A 17,335-nucleotide genomic window follows, 5' to 3' on the forward strand; every position below is an offset into this window, starting at 1 on the left:
CCGGATGACCCTCGTCTCTCAGGCGTTCTCTGCGACGTCTCGACGTTCGCGCTCGAACACCGGCTTTCCCGCGAGCATTGTCATCAACACCGGAATGTCCCGGATTGCGTCGGGCGGACAGGCTGCGGGATCGCGCGCCAGCACCACGAGATCCGCCCAGTTCCCGACACGCAGCGCGCCCTCATCCTGTTCACGATGGCAGGCAAACGCCCCGGCGGCGTTATAGGCGTTGAGCGCTTCATCCAGGCCGATGGCCTGACCGGGCACAAACACCGTCCCGTCCTCGCTGCTGCGCCGTGTCACGGCTTTGGCCACACCGCGTAAAGGCGAAAGCGAGACGATCGGCCAATCCGTGCCGAAAGCAACCAGAGCGCCCTGATCGAGCAGCGAGCGATTGGGAAAAGCGCGCTCATGCTCCTCGGGCCGAACGCGCTGCGCCCACACGCCACCCATACCCATCCACTCATCCGAAGGCGCCACCATGACTGGCTGCAGGCAGGCCACCACACCGAGGGAGGCGAAGCGCGCCATATCCGCCTCGAGAGGAATCTCGACATGCTCGACACGGTGCCTGAGCGCGCGGGTCTCGTCCGGGGTCTGGGCATAGGCGTCCAGCGCAAGCGTGATGGCGCCGCTGCCTATGGCGTGGGTCCAAATCTGGAATCCCGCCTCTGAAACCGCCTGCACGGCCTGCTTGTAGGCGGCCACCGGCCAGACCAGCGTCCCCTGCTCATCCGGGCGATCGCGGTAGCCCTGCGGCATGGAAGCCGTATGGGATTCGAGCACACCATCCAGAAAGAACTTCACGCCATCGAGACTCAAGGCTGGCGAGGCATAAGTCCGGCGCAGCGACGCGACCTGTGCGAGACGCTCGGCAGAAAAGGCGGGAGGCGGCATCTCGACCATGATGCCGATACGACAGGTAAGCGCATCCTGACGCTCAAGATCGTGCAGGATCGGGAACAGCCCCTCATCATAAGCTGCACTTTCCACACGAGTGATGCCGCATGCGGCAATCTCGTCCAGAACGCGCATCACGCCGTCGCGCAGCATGCCCTCATCCATAGGCGGTACGTGACGGGCCACAAGCCGACCGGCCCATTCCTTTAGCCAGCCCGAAGGCGTGCCATCAGGGCGTCGCATGATCTCGCCCCCTTCTGGATCGGGTGTGGAGGCATCGATCCCGGCATACTCGAGCGCCTTGCTATTGACCCACACCGCATGAGCCATACCCGAGTACAGGAACACTGGGCGATCGGGCACAATGGCATCGAGCATGGCCCGATCGAAACCCTCGGGCGGCAGGTCTGGATAGCCGTAGCTCCATTCCAGACCGATCAGCCAGGGACGCTCGGGATGCGCGTCCGCAAAGCGCGCAACGCGTGACAGAACATCGCGCATGCTCCGGCAGTCGCGAAGGCCGATATTCGACAGATATTCCGCTCCCATGCGCAAATGGAGATGACTATCGATGAATCCGGGCAGGACAACGGCCCCCTTCAGATCGCGGCGCTCGATCCCGTCGGGACATTGCGCGATTATTGCGGCATCGGGCCCCATTGCAGCGATACGGCCATCGCGTATGAGCATGGCCCCGCCCAGACGCGTCTGATCCGGCATGATGAATTGTGCGTTATGAAGCAGCATCATGCGTTTTCTCCGCCCGGCAGTACCCTGGACCGGAAATGCCGCTCACTCAGGATGTAAAGCGGCGGCGTGACGAGCAGGCTGACTACCCAGGAGATGTCGACGCCCCCCAGGATTCGCGCCATGCTGCCCGTATAGAGTGCGGTGGAAAGGAACGGGAACTGGATGACCAGCCCCAGCACGTAGCAGATCAGGGCGGGCAGGTTCCAATGGCCATAGATCCCGCCATCGCGCTTGAAGAACGAGGCCACGTCATATTCGCCGTGATGCAGCAGGTAGTAATCGGTGAGATTGATGGCGGTCCATGGGATCATGACGCACATCAGCAATTCGAGGAACTCGCTATAAGCGGCCATGAAACCATCCGCCATGAGCGTGGCCATGCAGAAGGCGAAAACCAGGAGCACGATTGTCACGGCCAGACGCATGCCCTGACCGTGATGGCGATGCGTGCTGAAGGTCTGCGCTACCGTCAGGGTCGAGAGCGCGCCACAATACACGTTCATGGCATTGGCCACCGCAATCCCCAGAGAGAATGCCAGCAGCACGGGTATGGCGGCCACGCCCAGTACCCCCATGAGCGACTGCACCACATGCTGCCCTCCGGCCAGACTGCCGACGACTGCGCCCAGCGCCATGGCCAGCATCGAGCCCGAGATCGAGCCCGAGAAACAGGCAAGGAAAGCGTGACGCTCGCTAGCCGGCCCTGCGGGAAGATAGCGCGATGAGTCCGAAACATAAGGCGCATAGGCGATCTGCCAGAGCGCCGCGAGGGACAGCGTGCGCAGGAAGCCGGTCCACCCATTGGTAAAGGCCGTCGCGCCGTGCATCTCCCCATGATAGAGCGCGACATAGCCCAGGCAGACGAGCACCGCCGCGCCGCAAACCACGGTGAGAATGCGTGCCGCAACATGGATGACGTGATAGCCCAGGATCGCAGGCGCGATCGATACGATCTGGATGATGACAATCGCGGGAAAGCGTCCGAGCGTCGGGAAACAGGCCTGTAGTCCTTCCGCGCCAAGCACGAGATTGGACGCGGCAAATCCGACATACATCAGCACGATGATGGCCGTGATCGGCACAGCACCATAGAGCCCGAATTGCCCCCGCGTCTGGATCATCTGCGGGACGCCGAGCCGTGGCCCCTGCGCCGCATGAAGCGCCATGAAGACGCCCCCCACCAGATTGCCGATCAGAAGCGCCAGCAGCCCCTCGAGCAGCGAGAGCCCGAACAGGGTTGTCGCCAGCGCCCCCGTCACCACGGTCAGCATCATCAGATTGGGACCGAACCAGACCGTGAACAGGTCTCTGGGCCGGCCATGACGTCTGGCGGCGGGAATCGGATAAATCGTTTCTGCTTCCACTGTGCCGATACGCTCCATCCTGTCACTCCCTGCCCGTTTTGCACATGGTTATTCTGGTGAAACACCGACAAACCACGCCAAACCGCAGAAATCCCGCGCCCTCACGTTGCCGTTTCGGATCATTATGAAATCATATCAATACAGGATCGCGACTAGAAGTGGGCGCGCCCGCTTTCTGGTGCATATTTCCTGAAGCCTTGATCCGGAAAAACCTATGCGCCTGACTTGGCCGCCTCTCTTTTCATTTCGATGACATTATATTTATAACTGCTTGAGCCAAATCGAGCGCATCTTCCCGCCGGGACGGAGGCCAATTACATGCTGGCAGCACGCCTGTATGGCGCAGGCGATATTCGCATCGCGCCAATACCCCGCCTCTCCCCTCTTTCCGAAGGCCATGTTCGCATCCGTGTGGCCTATGCCGGGATTTGCGGATCGGATCTGCATAATTACCGCACAGGGCGCTGGTTGACCGCAACGCCCCGAATTCCCGGCCATAAATTTTGCGGCATCATCACCGAAATCTCCTCGAATTGCGGTGAGCTGCATTGCGGCGAGGCCGTCATCGCCGATTCCCGTCTTGGTTGCGGCGCGTGCACCCGATGTCGCGCCGGGCAAGCCAATCTTTGCCCGGATCTTGCTTTTGTGGGGGAAGGAAGCGAAGGTGGTTTCGCCCAGGAGGTCGTGCTTCCGGCCACCCAGCTCCTGCCTTATCCCATCGCGCTCCCCCTGCGCTACGGGGCCCTGGTCGAGCCGCTCTCAGTGGCGCTTCATGCGCTGAACCGCCTGAATCCCATGCCAGCTCAGCCCGTTCTTGTTTGCGGGGGCGGAACGATAGGCGGTCTCTGCGCCCTTCTCCTGAGGCGGAGGGGGCACGTTGTCTGGTTGCTGGAGCGTCATGCGGGACGCAGCCGCATGCTCGAGACCTCTCTCGGTACGCGCTCCCTGCCGCCCGAGCCCGAGCTCTGGACTGCGTGTCTGCGCGGGAGTGCCGGCGGGACCGACGAGACACAGGCGTCACAGGCAGAGCTCGCGCTGGCTATCGACACGACCGGATCTCATGGCGTGATCGAGATGCTTGGCGACCAGCTCGTTCCGGGTGGCAGGCTCGTGCTGGCGGGCATCTTCGACAGCGCCTCTCCTCTCGATCTCAACCGGATTGTGGAGCGCGAACTGACTCTCCTGGGCGTGAGCGCGTACGCACATGAAATGACCGAAGCGCTTGCGCTTCTGTCTGAGCTTGCGCCCCATCTCGACTATTTTCTGAGCCCTGCCTTTCCGCTTGAGGCACTCCCCATGCTCTATGCCCGCCTGACTGACGCAAAGGGCGCCCCTCTTGAGGACACAGCGCCGGATAACGCTCCCAAGATCCTGATCGCCCCGAACGGGAAGGATTCTGACCTGCGCGCAGCCCCCTGGGAGGCGCATCCATGACCCAGGCATCCGCCTTGTTTTCTCTCGCGGGCAGAACTGCCCTGGTGACGGGCGCCGGTCGGGGCCTTGGCCGGGCCATGGCGCTTCATCTGGCCGCTGCCGGTGCCCAGGTATGGGTCACGGGGCGTCATGCCTCCGCGCTCGAGGAGTGCTGTGCGATGGCCACGGCGCGAGGCGGCGTGATGAACGCTCTGGTGATGGATGTCCGGGCGCTTTCCTCCATTGAAGCCGCATTCTCGACCGTTGCAGCTTCCGGCCAACCGCTCGATATCCTGCTCAATAATGCCGGGGATGAAAAACTCTGTGCAAGCGACGCCGTGGATGAGGCCCTCTGGGATCAGTTACTGGATACCAATCTCAGAGGGGCCTTCTTCGTCGCCCAGCGCGCGGCACGTCTGATGGGATCGGGGGCCAGTATCGTCAATCTCGCCTCACTTGCTGCAGCCACAGGCATCGCGCGCGCCGTACCCTATAGCGCATCGAAATCCGGCATTCTTGGCATGACGCGTAGCCTTGCCGTCGAATGGGCGCCCAGGGGGATACGGGTCAATGCCCTGGCGCCCGGCTATTTTCACACAGCCATGACAGCGCCGTTTTTCGAGGATGCCACATGGCAGGAAAAGATGCGCGCGCGCATTCCGCTCGGTCGCTTCGGTATCGGCGAGGATCTCGCCGGGCCTCTCCAGTTCCTGTGCTCTGATGCTTCTGCCTACGTGACTGGTCAGACCCTCTATGTCGATGGCGGTGCGCTGGCCTCCCTCTGATTCCCTCCTTCTATCCGGAAATGCGCCTCATGACCGACAGGATCAGTTTTCATGATTTTTCAGGGGCAGCCTCCATTCCCGCGGAGCTGCTGCGCCGCACGGAAAGCGACCTCACCCCTTATCTCGAACGGGTGGCGCCCATCATCGAGCGCGTCCGCCAGGAAGGTGATGACGCCCTGCGTCATTTTGCCCGGCAATTCGACAAGGTGACGCAGCCCGATCTTGCACTCAAGGTCACTGAAGCCGAGATCGACGCGGCCATCGAGGCGATGGACCCGGAGATTCTGGACTCCATGCGCTATGCCATCGGCAACATAAGGCGCTTCCACGAAGCTCAGAAACCCGAAGAGAGCTGGATGATCGAAGTGCGTCCAGGCGTCTGGGCGGGCGATCGGACGATCCCCATTGAATCGGTCGCCTGTTATGTGCCGCGCGGCAAGGGATGTTTTCCGAGCGTGGTGGCCATGACCGCCATCCCCGGCATGGTCGCGGGCGTACCGCGCCTCGTGATCATCACCCCTCCTGCCCCCGATGGCAGCGTGGATATCGGCACGCTCGCCGCAGCAAGGCTGATTGGCGTAACTGACATCTACAAGAGCGGCGGAGCCCAGGCCGTCGCAGCTGTCGCCTATGGCACGCAGACCATTCCGGCCTGTGACAAGATCGTGGGACCGGGCAGCCCCTATGTGGTCGCGGCCAAACGCCTTCTGAGCGACCGGCTCGACCCTGGCGTTCCTGCAGGACCGAGCGAGAGCATCATCCTGACCGATGACAGCGTCGACCCTGTTCTGGCCGCCCTGGACCTGATCATCGAGTCCGAACACGGTCCGGATTCTTCCGCATGGCTCGTCACCAGCAGTCGGCGCGTGGCTGAAGGCGTCATGGAGGCCCTGCCCGTGCATTGGGCCGCCATGGATCCGGGAAGGGCCGCTTTTTCGCGCGCGGTGCTCTGCGGCGCGCATGGTGGCGTACTCCTCACCGACACCATGGAGGCCGCCATCGCTTTCACCAATGCCTATGCGCCCGAGCATCTGGAAATTCTCACTGCCGATCCGATGGCCGATCTGGGGCGCATCCGGCATGCGGGCGAGGTTCTGCTGGGCACCTCGACGCCCGTCACGCTCGGCAATTACGTGCTGGGTCCCAATGCGGTGCTTCCCACCAACCGGGCGGCCAGAACCCACTCCCCGCTCTCCGTGCATGATTTCACCAAGCGCATGTCCTTCGCGCGTGTCGCGCAGAATGCCTACCCTGAGGCGGCGCGCCATGCGGAGAGACTGGCACAGTATGAGCAATTCCCGGGTCATGCCCGTGCTGTCTCAGCGGCGCGCCCACAGCCGACCCCCGGATCGGATTACCTGCCTCCTCCTGCCGCTAATATGCCGACGTCATGAGCCGCGCCCTGCCCACCACCGTGAACCTTTCCCCTGCCGGACAGAATGAGACCCGACCGATGGACGACGCCCCTCCCCTTTCCATCGAGAATGAGACGATCTTTCCCGTTCCCGAGGCTCGTCGCCACGGCAACGCCTGGTCGCTTTTCAAGGTCTGGGTGGGGGCCAACCAGAATGTCATGGCAGTCATGACAGGGCTGCTCTATCCCGGTATCTGCCATCTTTCGCTCGGCTGGTCTCTTCTTGCCATTCTGACGGGGAATATCGTCGGAGGCGTGTTCATGGCGCTTCACGCCGCCCAGGGGCCTCATCTCGGCATTCCCCAAATGCAGCAGACCCGCGGACAGTTTGGATCGACTGGAAGCCTGCTGATCATTGCAGTGATCATCATCATGTATGTCGGCTTCACCACCACGTTTTTCGCGATCGGGCGAGAGGAGGCGCGCAGCCTGTTCGGCAGCGGGTTCGGGCAGCTTCCCATCTGGGGCACCGTGCTTATCACGGCCCTTCTCTGCATGATCGGTCATGATCTGATCGAGCGGTTCATAGCAGGATTCATCCCTGTGGCCTCGCTGGCCTTCCTTCTGGTCGGACTGGCCTATCTGGATCTGGCCCAGGGGCATCTGGCCCAGGCCATCTGGGCAGCTCCTGCCCCGCATGACTTCCTCAAGGCCCTCTCTCTCGGTGTGCTGTGGCAGATCGCCTATGCCCCTTACGTCTCCGATTACACGCGTTATCTTCCTTCCAGCACAGGCGAGAGAACGGCCTTCGTGGTCTGTCTAGCTGGCAGTGTTCTGGGCACGGCCTACCCCATGGTCATCGGGGCCTTCATTGGCAGCACCGGGTTCAGCGGATCGATGTATGATGCGATACGCCCCTGGGGCGCGATCCTCCCCGCAATCCTGTTTCTGGTCGTGATGATCTCGACACTCGTGAGCTGTACGATGCAGATCTATTGCGCGGCCCTGTCCTCCCTCACCTTCCTGCAGACCTTTCGCCAGAACTGGCACCCGACCGGTCGTGCACGCGGTATGGCCGCCCTCATCCTGCTTCTGCTCTGCGCGCTGATCACCGAAATGCTGAGTGGCAATGTGCTGACCATTCTCGATAATGTCATTGCGCTCCTGCTGGCCGTGCTTTCGCCCTGGACCGCGATCAATCTGGTCGATTATTATCTGGTCCGTCACGGCCATTACGATATGGAATCGCTCTTTCGCCGCGACGGCGGCATTTACGGCACGGCCAATCGCCCGGCACTTGCATGCTATGCGCTGGGCGTGCTCGTCCAGATCCCATTCCTGTCAAATGGTCTCTATACTGGCCGCATAGCCCGCTCTCTGGACGGGATCGATCTCTCGTGGGTACTCGGCATCTTTGTCCCTGGCGCTCTTTACTGGGCCTGGGCCCGCACGCGACCGTAAAGGGAATAACGCCCCCCTCGCTTCGCCCTGCAGCGCGCCAAAAGGCCATTATTGCCGGGGCCAATCGGGGATCGTTCCCGCGTTAGTGTCTTCTTAGTTTTTTCCGAAGCTCTTCCCCATATCTCCCTTCTTTCATTCAGGCCGTCACCTTGCGATCATTACTTCATCGCACCGAATTACGATAGAAAATTGCAAGTCAGGGGAGAGACCTCCATGCCCGTTCACACCCGCATACGGCCATTCAACACGAAAGATACCTATCCGGAACAGAATCTCGATAACGATCTATGTCAGGCGGTCGTAGCCGGTAAGACCGTCTATCTGCGCGGTCAGGTTCCTCAGGATCTCGACACCCGGGAAAATATCGCGATCGGCGATCCCGCCGGGCAGGCCGAAAAGGTCATGCAGAACATCACCCTTCTCCTGGAGGAGGCCGGATCAACCCTCTCACATATCTGCAAGGTCACGGTTTATCTCACCGATATCCGCCATCGCGAGACGTGTTATCGCGTCCTGGGCAAGCATCTCAAAGGCGTGTTCCCGGTATTCACGGGGCTGGTGGTGGTGGCCCTTGCGCGGCCGGAATGGCTGATCGAGGTCGATGTGATCGCGGTGCTGCCAGACTGAGGGGCGCCCCCCCTAAGCCTTCCCACCCCCCTGCCCCGCGCCTCACAGGCCGGGGGAACCTCCCGCTCAGAGATACCGCCATGCAGACGAAACCCACGCGCTCTTGCCTGCTCCTGTCATCGACCTTCCTCCTGCTCGGGGGATATGCGCAGGCGGCAGCGGTCACCTCTGGCAAGCATTCCAGCCCCCATGTGACCCGCAATCATCGCACGCCCTCTGCTGTCGGGGCGCCAACAGCCGCGACGCCAGGTCAGTCCTCCGCATCGCGGTCAGCAAAGAAAGCCTCTCCCCGTACGGCAAGCGGCCCAGGCGAGACCATCAGCATCTCGGCTAATCGCCATCGCCCGGGTGGGGGGCTGATCCGCCCGGAAACAGCGGCACGCTCGATCAGTACTGTCGAACATGAATATATCGCCAAGCAATCCCCGGCCTCCAATACTCTGGCTCTGGTCAATCTTTCGCCCGGCGCCAATGTCGCCATGGGTGACCCCTTTGGCGTGACCGATCAGTCTGCCGTGAGCGTGCGCGGTCTGAACCAGCAGGAAATCGGCTTTCTGTTTGAGGGCGTTCCCATGAATGACCCCGATAACTACACGCCCAACTCCTCCGAATGGGTGGATACGGAGAACATGGAAGCGGTTCAGCTTCAGCAGGGTGCGCCCGATATCGAAATGCCCACCGTATATTCCGCGGGCGGAACCATGAATGTACGCATGCGCGACCCGCAATACACGCGCTCGGGCCAGGTCGATGTGAGTTATGGCTCGCACCAGATGAACCGCCAATACATACGGTATGATAGTGGCGAGATTGCCCATACCGGCCTGCGCGCCTTTGCCTCGTTCTCGAACCTGACGAGTCAGGCCTGGCGCGGCCCGGGCCGCAATAACCGTCGGCACGTCGATTTCAAGGCCATCAAGGACTGGGCGCCAAACAGCAATACGGCGCTCTCCTTCACCTATAACAATGAGAATACAGCCTGGTACAGCACGCCAACCCTGTCCGACTGGCAGGCAAAAGGACTGGGGGGCGGCATCAACCTGGATGGCATCTACAAGTTTGGGGATGCCAATTATTACAAGGGCTACGGAACCAACTGGACCAACTACTTCCTGAGCAGCCAGTCGCATTTTGCCCTGACCGACCGCCTTTCCCTCAACGTCACGCCTTATTTCTATCGCGGTTTCGGTAATTATCCTCTCGGGGTGTATACCCTCCCCACGAGCGGCACATTCTATAACGGTACGCAGCCCGTCGATGGCGCGATAGCAGGCGCGCCTTATGCCCAGGACGGCTCGGTGGCAGCGCGCTGGGATTTCGACGAGCATGAGAGCCTGACCGGGCTCAATGCCGCGCTCCATTACGACACGCGGCACAACCATCTCGTTTTCGGTGCCTGGTATGGCTACACGGACATGAACGTGAATGAGCCCTTCTCGGCTATCGACTCAGCCGGAAATGTGTCGAAATCCTATCTGCATCTCGATGACGGCACACAGTTGAGCGGCTGGCGCTATCACACCATCACGCAGATGGTCAGCCTCTATATCGGCGATGAATTGCGGCTGCTGAATGACCGGCTGCTGATCAATCTGGCGTTCAAGGAAGTCATGGCCGCGCGTAACGGGACGCTGCAACAGCCGGGCCCCCAATACGCCACCAGCTACAATACCGCCCAGCCTCTGCCGCGCATGTCGATCAGCTACAAGATCAATGATCATGTACAGGTTTTTGCGAACGCGACGACAAGCTTTCGTATACCGATCGGCTCGGCCTTCTATAACCAGTACAACAGCCCTTATGACCCGAGCCTCTATCAAACCGCCAGCACCAATCTGCGCGATGAATACAGCATCGCCGAGGAGCTGGGCGCGCGGTACCATGATCGCTGGGTGACGGGGTCTGTCACGCTGTTCAACAACAACATGACTCACCACGCCATCAACCAGTATGTGGATGCCGTCCCCTACTTCCTCGATGCGGGCGGGCTGACCACACGTGGCGTGGATGCGGAAATCGGCCTGGCCCCCTGGCACCATCTCTCGCCCTATCTGTCGGGCGAATATCTCTACGCCACCACCGATAACAATATCACCATGGGTGCGACCACCTATGCCACCCGTGGCAAGGTCGCCCCATCCGCACCGCGCTGGATGGGCGCGATCGGCGTGCAATATGACGATGGCACATTCTTCGGGAGCGTCTCGATGAAGTATCTCGACAAGGAATATGGGACATTCATGAATGATGAACGTATCCCTGGACACAAGCAGGTCGACATGATGCTGGGCGCACGCGCCCATGACATCGGTTTTCTCAAAAAGCCGAGCCTGCGCCTGAATATCGTCAATCTTGGCGATAGCCACTACCTCTCGGGTGTCTACAGCACGGGAATGGTCGCGGGCACCTCGACCTATTACGTCGCACCGTCCTTTGCCTGTCTCGCTACCTTCTCGACCGGGTTCTGAACCGAGGCGAACCCCGCCCCACGCAGGAAGGAGGATGCCATGTCCGATGATCTCACCCAGACCTTCGATTACCTCGTCATCGGCGCTGGTTCGGCCGGTTGCGTTCTGGCCAATCGACTCAGCGCCGACGGGCGCTTTCGGGTGGGGCTGATCGAGGCCGGCGGGAGCGACCGCACGCCGCGTATCAGCATCCCGGCCGGCACCCTTACGCTCTATCGCAGCCGGAAACTGGCCTATCAGTTCTACTCCACCCCGCAGCATCACCTTCTCGATCGGCGCATTCACGTACCACGCGGCAAGGCCCTGGGCGGCTCCACCACGCTCAACAGCATGATCTATATTCGCGGGGATCGCTCTGATTACGACCATTGGGCGTCTCTCGGCTGTACAGGGTGGGAATGGCCCCAGGTGCTCGATGCGTTCAGGTCGCTCGAACGCAGCCATCGAACGGTCGATGCGCCAGGAGCGGAATTCCACGGTCGTGACGGGGCGCTCGATGTCGTCACTCCCCGCGACATCAACCCCCTCTCGCGTGATTTCGTCGCAGCGGGCATCGCAGCCGGGCTGGCGCATAATCCTGACTTCAACGGAGCACAGCTCGAGGGCGTGGGCATTTATGATGTCACGCAGCGCGACGGCCTGCGCCTGAGCGCCTACCGCGCTTTCATCCATCCTGTACGAGAGCGTCCAGGATTATGCGTTCTGTCGGGAGCCAAGACACGTCGCCTCCTGATCGAGAACCGCCGCGTATGCGGAATTTCAATCGAACATGAAGGCACAGTGAAGACATTGCGCGCCCGCCGCGAGGTCATTCTCTGTGCCGGCGCCATCGGATCTCCCCAGATCCTGATGGCATCGGGCATCGGATCAAGCGCCAATCTGATCGCCGCCGGGATTTCTCCCATTCATGTCTTGCCGGGCGTCGGCCAGAACCTCCAGGATCATCTGGATGGTCTGGTGACCCTGCGCTCCACCGACCCACGCACATTGGGGTTCTCAACGCGCGCTTTGCCCAAGGTCCTGAGCGCGCCCTGGCAGTTCGCGCTCGGGCGCAAGGGCTGGCTGACCACAAATTATGTTGAGGCCGGCGGCTTTGCCCGGACGAAGCTGGCCGAGGGCGCGGTGCCGGACATCCAGTTCCATTTCGTCCCGGGATATCGCAGCCCACGTGGTCGGCTCTTTGAATGGGGGCATGGATTTGCCATCCATACCTGCGTGCTCCGTCCCAAAAGCCGAGGGACAGTCCGGCTGGCCACCGACGGCACGCTGAACCCTCAGATCGATTTCAATTTCGCATCGGATCCCCATGATCTCGAAACGCTTTGCGAAGGGATCGGGATCGCCCGCCACATTCTCTCCCAGCCGCCTTTCGCACGCGCACGAGGTATCGAAATCGCCCCGGGTGCGTCGGTCACAACGCCTGCCGAGATCATGGCCTATCTGAGGGCGAGCGCAGCAACGGTCTTTCACCCGGCAGGAACGTGCCGCATGGGGATCGATGAGCAATCGGTCGTGACGCCGGATCTGAAACTGCGCGGGATAGACGGGCTGCGTATCGCCGATGCCTCGATCATGCCAACCCTGATCAGCGGCAATACCAGCGCGCCCAGCATGATGATCGGCGAAATGGCCGCCAGGATGATTCTGGCGCAAGGCAACTGAGACGCCAGCCCTGTGGGCCTGCGTCTCGATTGAGCGACTTAGGAATCGCCGGGTACGCCATAAGAAGGGGCTGTCGTCGGGTCCAGCCCCCGCGTGACGTAATCATGCATCTGAGGTTGCCAGAGGGCCCACAGCCCGCGCAGGGCCGCAAGAGGCGCCTCGCTCCAATCCACCCGCAGATCGGTCAACGGCCAGCTCTGTGCCTCGACGATGAGCAATCCTGCTGAATGGACAGGCCCCTCTTCACCCCCAGCGGCGAGCGCAGCTTCCATCGAGAGAAGCAAACGCTCCCCGAGCTCGAGTTCAGGGGAGGATGCGCTGAATGACGCGACCATGGCCCGAGGAATCTCCTCATCCGCCAGCATGTTTCCGGCCGCTGAAACATCGTCTGCGGAGGCTTGACCGTGACGCCCCAGAATACGCTCTCCTGCCCAATAGGCTGAACGGCCCGACGCATCGAGAATCAACACTTGCCGGAAGGCACTGAAAGCGGCGGTACGCATCATGATGTCACGACATTCGCGCGCAGAGGCCCCTGCTTCGAGCAGAGCGAGCGCTCTGGGACCCAGTCTCGGATCGGTCACGTTCTGCGTTGCCACAACCCCGATACCGGCACGGGCAAAAGCACAGCGGCTGGCCACTGCGGGTGATGACGAGGCCACCGCCATGCCGAATTGCCCGGTTCTGGCGCAGCGCGCGATGATGGAAAACGTCATGGGTGACCCTCCTGTCTGCCGGGAAATTCCGGTATCGCGGTTATCTGAGGCGCGCGACGAGCGCATCGACAAAACGTGCGCCCTCTTCGAGCTCGGCCTCTGTGATGTACTCATCCGCCTTATGCGCGCGATCGATCGAGCCTGGGCCGCACACCACGCAATCCAGAGACAGAATTTCCCGAAACAACCCCGCCTCGGTCCCGAAATCGATCGTGGTGGTATGATTGCGTCCGGCCTCACGCAGAACGGTAGCGCAGAGCGCGCCACCCGGCTCCATATCCAGACCCGGATAGGCATTCGTGACCTCAATCTCGACCCTGCCACCGCCCAGATCCGCCACGGCCCGCGCGCCCGCCTCCCGCAGCCAGTTCAAATAGGGGCCGGGTTCATAGCCCGGCAGCAGACGCATCTCGGCAGAAAGAACACAATGATCGGGCACGATATTGAGCGCTGCTCCACCCGACACCAGACCGACCTGTACCGTCGAGAATGGCACGGCGAAGCGGCCGTCCCGACGCTCGCTTATCTCTATCTTTTCCTGGAGCGCGGAAACCGCATGGATCATGGAGCCTGCCAATGTAATGGCGTTCAGCCCCTGTCCCGGATTGGCAGAATGGGCGGCGACGCCATGACAGGCGATCGTGAACGCTGTCTTGCCCTTGTGCGCGAGCGCAACCTGCATTTGCGTCGGCTCCCCCACGATACATCCTTGTATGGCACGGTCCGGCCCCGCGCTCAGAGCCTGCAGCAGGGAGCGTACACCCAGGCAGCCCAACTCCTCATCATGGGAAATCGCAAGGTATAACGGTCTGGAAAGCGGTATGGGATGCGCGGCCACGCGTTGCGCGGCATCGAGCATACAGGCCAGAAACCCCTTCATGTCGCTGCTTCCCCGGCCATAAAGCCTGTCACCCCGGCGCGTCAGGATGAACGGGTCACTCGACCAGTCCTGACCCGCCACGGGCACGACATCGGCATGGGCCGAGAGTATGAGCCCCCCTGGCGCCTCAGGTCCGATGATCGCAAACAGGCTGAACCGATCCGGCACTTCGCCTGGAATACGCTGTACGCGCGCGCCCGCAGCAAGGAGCTGCGCCTCAATCCAGTCGATGATTTCCCCATTCGGAGTGCCGCAGAGACTGGGAAACCCGACGAGGGTCGAGAGCAGCGCAACGAGATCAGACATGCATTACATCATCCTGCGCCTGGCCCTGCGCGGAATGGTCGGGGGCGATATGCGCGGCCAGGCGGGCCGCGTCATGCCATACACCCCAGATGAAAGGCGAAGCACGGCGGGTAAGCCAGGACAATCCGAGGAAATACAGCCCCGGTTCTACCGAGACGCCCCCCTCATGGCGCGGCGCACCGCGCGCATCCAGAACGTCCAGATCGAGCCAGCCATAGTCATAGCCATAGCCAGTCGCCCAGATGATGCTGGTTACCCCCGACTTTGCCAGATCGAGTTCGGTCAGGGGCGCCGTTACACACTCCGGCAGTTCGCCAATCCGATGCGCCTGCGGCTCTTCGGGCAGGTCGAGCCCCTGAGCGGCAACATAGGCATCAGCCGCATTGAGCATGGCGAGGTAATTGGCATCGCCTGCCTCTATGTTCTTCTGCAGATCCGTGTCGAAAGAGAGCACACCCTCATGGCAGGAGAGCGTACGACCTACGAGCGTGATACCGCTTGCGGCGAGTGTACGGAAATCGACCGTGTGGCCACCTTGCGCGCCGCTGACGGCAATCGTCACATGTTCCGTTCCCGGGCCCGGGGTTTTCATGTCCCACATACCCAGAACGCCCAGCCACCAGACGAAATCCTTGCCGCGATAGCGCCGTGCAGGCCTGTCATGTGGCCCGACAGAAAGCCAGACGGCGCGCCCCGCATGCTTGAGTTCCTCGGCAATCTGTACGCCCGATGCCCCTGCACCGATCACCAGCACGCCGCCTTCAGGCAGCTGGGAAGGATTCTTATATCCCTGCGAGTGGGTCTGGAACAGATTGGGGGTCTGCGGGATAAGGGCAGGAACAAGGGGCCTCTGGAAAGGGCCAGTTGCCACAACGACGTTACGCGCCTGAATGGTACCCGCATCCATCTGAGCCTCGAACCCCTGCCCCGATGACGCACGGGATAATTTGCGCACCTCGACCCCACAGCGAACGGGCATATCGATCTGGCGTGCATAGGCCTCGAAATAAGCGGCGATCTCTTCCTTGGGCACGAAGCCATCAGGCGCGGTACCGTCAAAATGCCTGTTGGGAAAGCGGTCATGCCAGGCTGGACCGTTGGCCACGAGGGAATCCCAGCGCTCGCTTCGCCATCTTTCGGCAATACGCCCGCGCTCGACAACGAGATGCGGTACATTGTGCAGGCGAAGATGCTCGCTCATCGCCACGCCGGCCTGACCACCGCCAATGACGAGAGTATCGACGATTTCAACTGTCATGTCAGAGATTTCCCGTTGAAAAGATCTGTTCTTCCAATTTTCAGAAGATCTTTCCGTTCTTGTATTGAAATGATCTGCCAGCCGAAACAATCGAATTGATTAGCCTTGATTAGCCTTTTCCTAAGAGTTCACCCGGACCGATTTTACCGCGCCAGTCTGCCCGACAGGCCCCGCCCCGCCGCACGAACTCGCTACCCCTCATCGAGCGGGCACATTCCGGGAATCGTCTGATCCGAAATCGAGGCACGGCAATGCACAATGAAATGCTCCAGAAGTCGCGACTGGCGTTCTCCCTGGCGCATGGCCATGCCGATGACCATGGGGCGATGGGCGCCCTTCAGCCGCAACCGGACAAGACGCTTGCCATCCAGCGCGCGATCGGAGCGGGGGCGCACATTGGCCAGCGTATAGCCATAACCATTCGCGACCATGGTGCGCACGATTTCCTGCTCGGCCGCTCGCGCATAGACGGTCGGACGCAGGCCCTCTCGCTCGAACAGCTCATTGAAATAGTGCCGGCTCAGGGGCAGGTCGAGCAGGATGAGTGGCTCTGCTGCCAGCTCCTCGAGCGTGACCTCTCCCCTCTCGGCGAGAGGGTGAGACTGAGCAACCAGCGCATGGGGCGGCAGACTGGCCAGAGGTTCGAATGCGATGCCGGGAGGCAAGGCGAGATCATAAGTGATGGCCAGATCGAGTTCCGCCTTGCTCAGTTTTTCACCGAGCCATTCATGGTTGGCAGCGCGCTGGCTGATCTCCGCTGCGGGAAAGGTCTGCCTGAAATTATAGGCGAGCTCCGGCATAATCATGGGAGCGAGCGTGACCATCGCCCCGACCTGCAATTGCCCCCTGACCTGCCCGGTGGCCTCGGCTGCAATGGCATGGAGGCTTTCAGCCATGGAAAGCACTTTCTTGGCTTCGACCAGGAGTATCTGGCCAACGCCCGTCAGGGAGAGGCCCTGAGCATGATGTCGGACAAAAAGCTGCACACCGAGTTCGATTTCAAGATGGGCAATCGCCGTCGAGATCGAGGGCTGGGAAATGGACAGTTTCTCGGAGGCATGACGGATCGATCCGGCCTCACCCGCTGCGACGAAATATTCGAGTTGGCGCAACGTATAACGCATCGGGAAACTCCAGCGCAGGCTGTGCGGCACAGCGTCAGGCCAGGATCGACAGCCGCACCCTGCAGCATGTCTTCAACAACCGCGTTTGGAAACCCTTTCCGGCTCGTGCGCCATGCCCCACGTATTCTTCTACCGGCGTATATCCGCTGTAACAGAAGACCTGGTTTCGATGCGTGACACATCCGATCGAAGGAACAGCGACTGAGCCGAACACACGCATCCGTGATCGGCCGCTCCTGAATCACCGCGTCCACCCTGTCCACCGTC

At 61.3% G+C, this 17,335-nt stretch carries 13 protein-coding genes; 7 read left to right on the forward strand and 6 right to left on the reverse strand.

Annotated elements, in window-relative coordinates; all coding sequences use genetic code 11:
• Nucleotides 1-18: 18 nt before the first annotated feature.
• Both WFJ47_RS06645 and WFJ47_RS06650 read right to left on the reverse strand, forming a co-directional pair.
• The gene (locus WFJ47_RS06645) at nt 19-1,650 is read right to left on the reverse strand and encodes an amidohydrolase (protein WP_336761787.1); all 1,632 of its coding nucleotides are present in this window, start codon (nt 1,648-1,650) and stop codon (nt 19-21) included.
• Nucleotides 1,647-3,032, reverse strand: a complete 1,386-nt coding sequence (locus tag WFJ47_RS06650) for a cytosine permease (protein ID WP_336761789.1) — start codon at nt 3,030-3,032, stop codon at nt 1,647-1,649. The genes WFJ47_RS06645 and WFJ47_RS06650 overlap by 4 nt, the downstream gene beginning before the upstream one ends.
• A gap of 300 nt (nt 3,033-3,332) precedes the next feature.
• Here WFJ47_RS06650 and WFJ47_RS06655 point away from each other — a divergent pair, with 300 nt between their 5' ends.
• The 7 genes from WFJ47_RS06655 to WFJ47_RS06685 all read left to right on the forward strand — a co-directional run bounded on the left by WFJ47_RS06655 (nt 3,333) and on the right by WFJ47_RS06685 (nt 12,784).
• Nucleotides 3,333-4,448 (forward strand): alcohol dehydrogenase catalytic domain-containing protein, encoded by a 1,116-nt coding sequence (locus WFJ47_RS06655; protein ID WP_336761791.1) that lies wholly within the window; start codon nt 3,333-3,335, stop codon nt 4,446-4,448.
• Nucleotides 4,445-5,212: an SDR family oxidoreductase gene (locus WFJ47_RS06660; RefSeq protein WP_336761792.1), complete on the forward strand. Its 768-nt coding sequence runs from the start codon at nt 4,445-4,447 to the stop codon at nt 5,210-5,212. The genes WFJ47_RS06655 and WFJ47_RS06660 overlap by 4 nt, the downstream gene beginning before the upstream one ends.
• Nucleotides 5,213-5,241: 29 nt before the next feature.
• Nucleotides 5,242-6,606, forward strand: a complete 1,365-nt coding sequence (gene hisD, locus WFJ47_RS06665) for a histidinol dehydrogenase (RefSeq protein WP_336761793.1) — start codon at nt 5,242-5,244, stop codon at nt 6,604-6,606.
• Complete coding sequence (locus WFJ47_RS06670) at nt 6,603-8,027, forward strand: cytosine permease (RefSeq protein ID WP_336761794.1); 1,425 nt, start codon at nt 6,603-6,605, stop codon at nt 8,025-8,027. The genes hisD and WFJ47_RS06670 overlap by 4 nt, the downstream gene beginning before the upstream one ends.
• Nucleotides 8,028-8,240: 213 nt before the next feature.
• Nucleotides 8,241-8,654: a RidA family protein gene (locus tag WFJ47_RS06675; protein WP_127101843.1), complete on the forward strand. Its 414-nt coding sequence runs from the start codon at nt 8,241-8,243 to the stop codon at nt 8,652-8,654.
• Between the two features lie 80 nt (nt 8,655-8,734).
• Nucleotides 8,735-11,122, forward strand: coding sequence for a TonB-dependent receptor domain-containing protein (locus WFJ47_RS06680; RefSeq protein ID WP_336761795.1), 2,388 nt, complete (start codon nt 8,735-8,737; stop codon nt 11,120-11,122).
• Between the two features lie 39 nt (nt 11,123-11,161).
• Nucleotides 11,162-12,784, forward strand: coding sequence for a GMC family oxidoreductase N-terminal domain-containing protein (locus WFJ47_RS06685; RefSeq protein WP_336761797.1), 1,623 nt, complete (start codon nt 11,162-11,164; stop codon nt 12,782-12,784).
• Nucleotides 12,785-12,822: 38 nt separating this feature from the next.
• On the opposite strand, the gene WFJ47_RS06690 is transcribed toward WFJ47_RS06685, so the two are convergent.
• From WFJ47_RS06690 to WFJ47_RS06705, 4 genes are all read right to left on the reverse strand, one after another.
• Complete coding sequence (locus WFJ47_RS06690) at nt 12,823-13,500, reverse strand: DUF1028 domain-containing protein (protein ID WP_336761799.1); 678 nt, start codon at nt 13,498-13,500, stop codon at nt 12,823-12,825.
• Nucleotides 13,501-13,540: 40 nt separating this feature from the next.
• A complete protein-coding gene (gene argE / locus WFJ47_RS06695; protein ID WP_336761801.1) occupies nt 13,541-14,686 on the reverse strand; it encodes an acetylornithine deacetylase in 1,146 nt (381 codons plus the stop codon).
• Nucleotides 14,679-15,944: an NAD(P)/FAD-dependent oxidoreductase gene (locus WFJ47_RS06700; RefSeq protein ID WP_336761802.1), complete on the reverse strand. Its 1,266-nt coding sequence runs from the start codon at nt 15,942-15,944 to the stop codon at nt 14,679-14,681. The genes argE and WFJ47_RS06700 overlap by 8 nt, the downstream gene beginning before the upstream one ends.
• A gap of 191 nt (nt 15,945-16,135) precedes the next feature.
• The gene (locus WFJ47_RS06705) at nt 16,136-17,068 is read right to left on the reverse strand and encodes a LysR family transcriptional regulator (RefSeq protein WP_127101837.1); all 933 of its coding nucleotides are present in this window, start codon (nt 17,066-17,068) and stop codon (nt 16,136-16,138) included.
• Nucleotides 17,069-17,335: the final 267 nt, after the last annotated feature.

Origin of the sequence: Asaia sp. VD9, from assembly GCF_037150015.1 — a bacterium.
GTDB lineage: Bacteria > Pseudomonadota > Alphaproteobacteria > Acetobacterales > Acetobacteraceae > Asaia.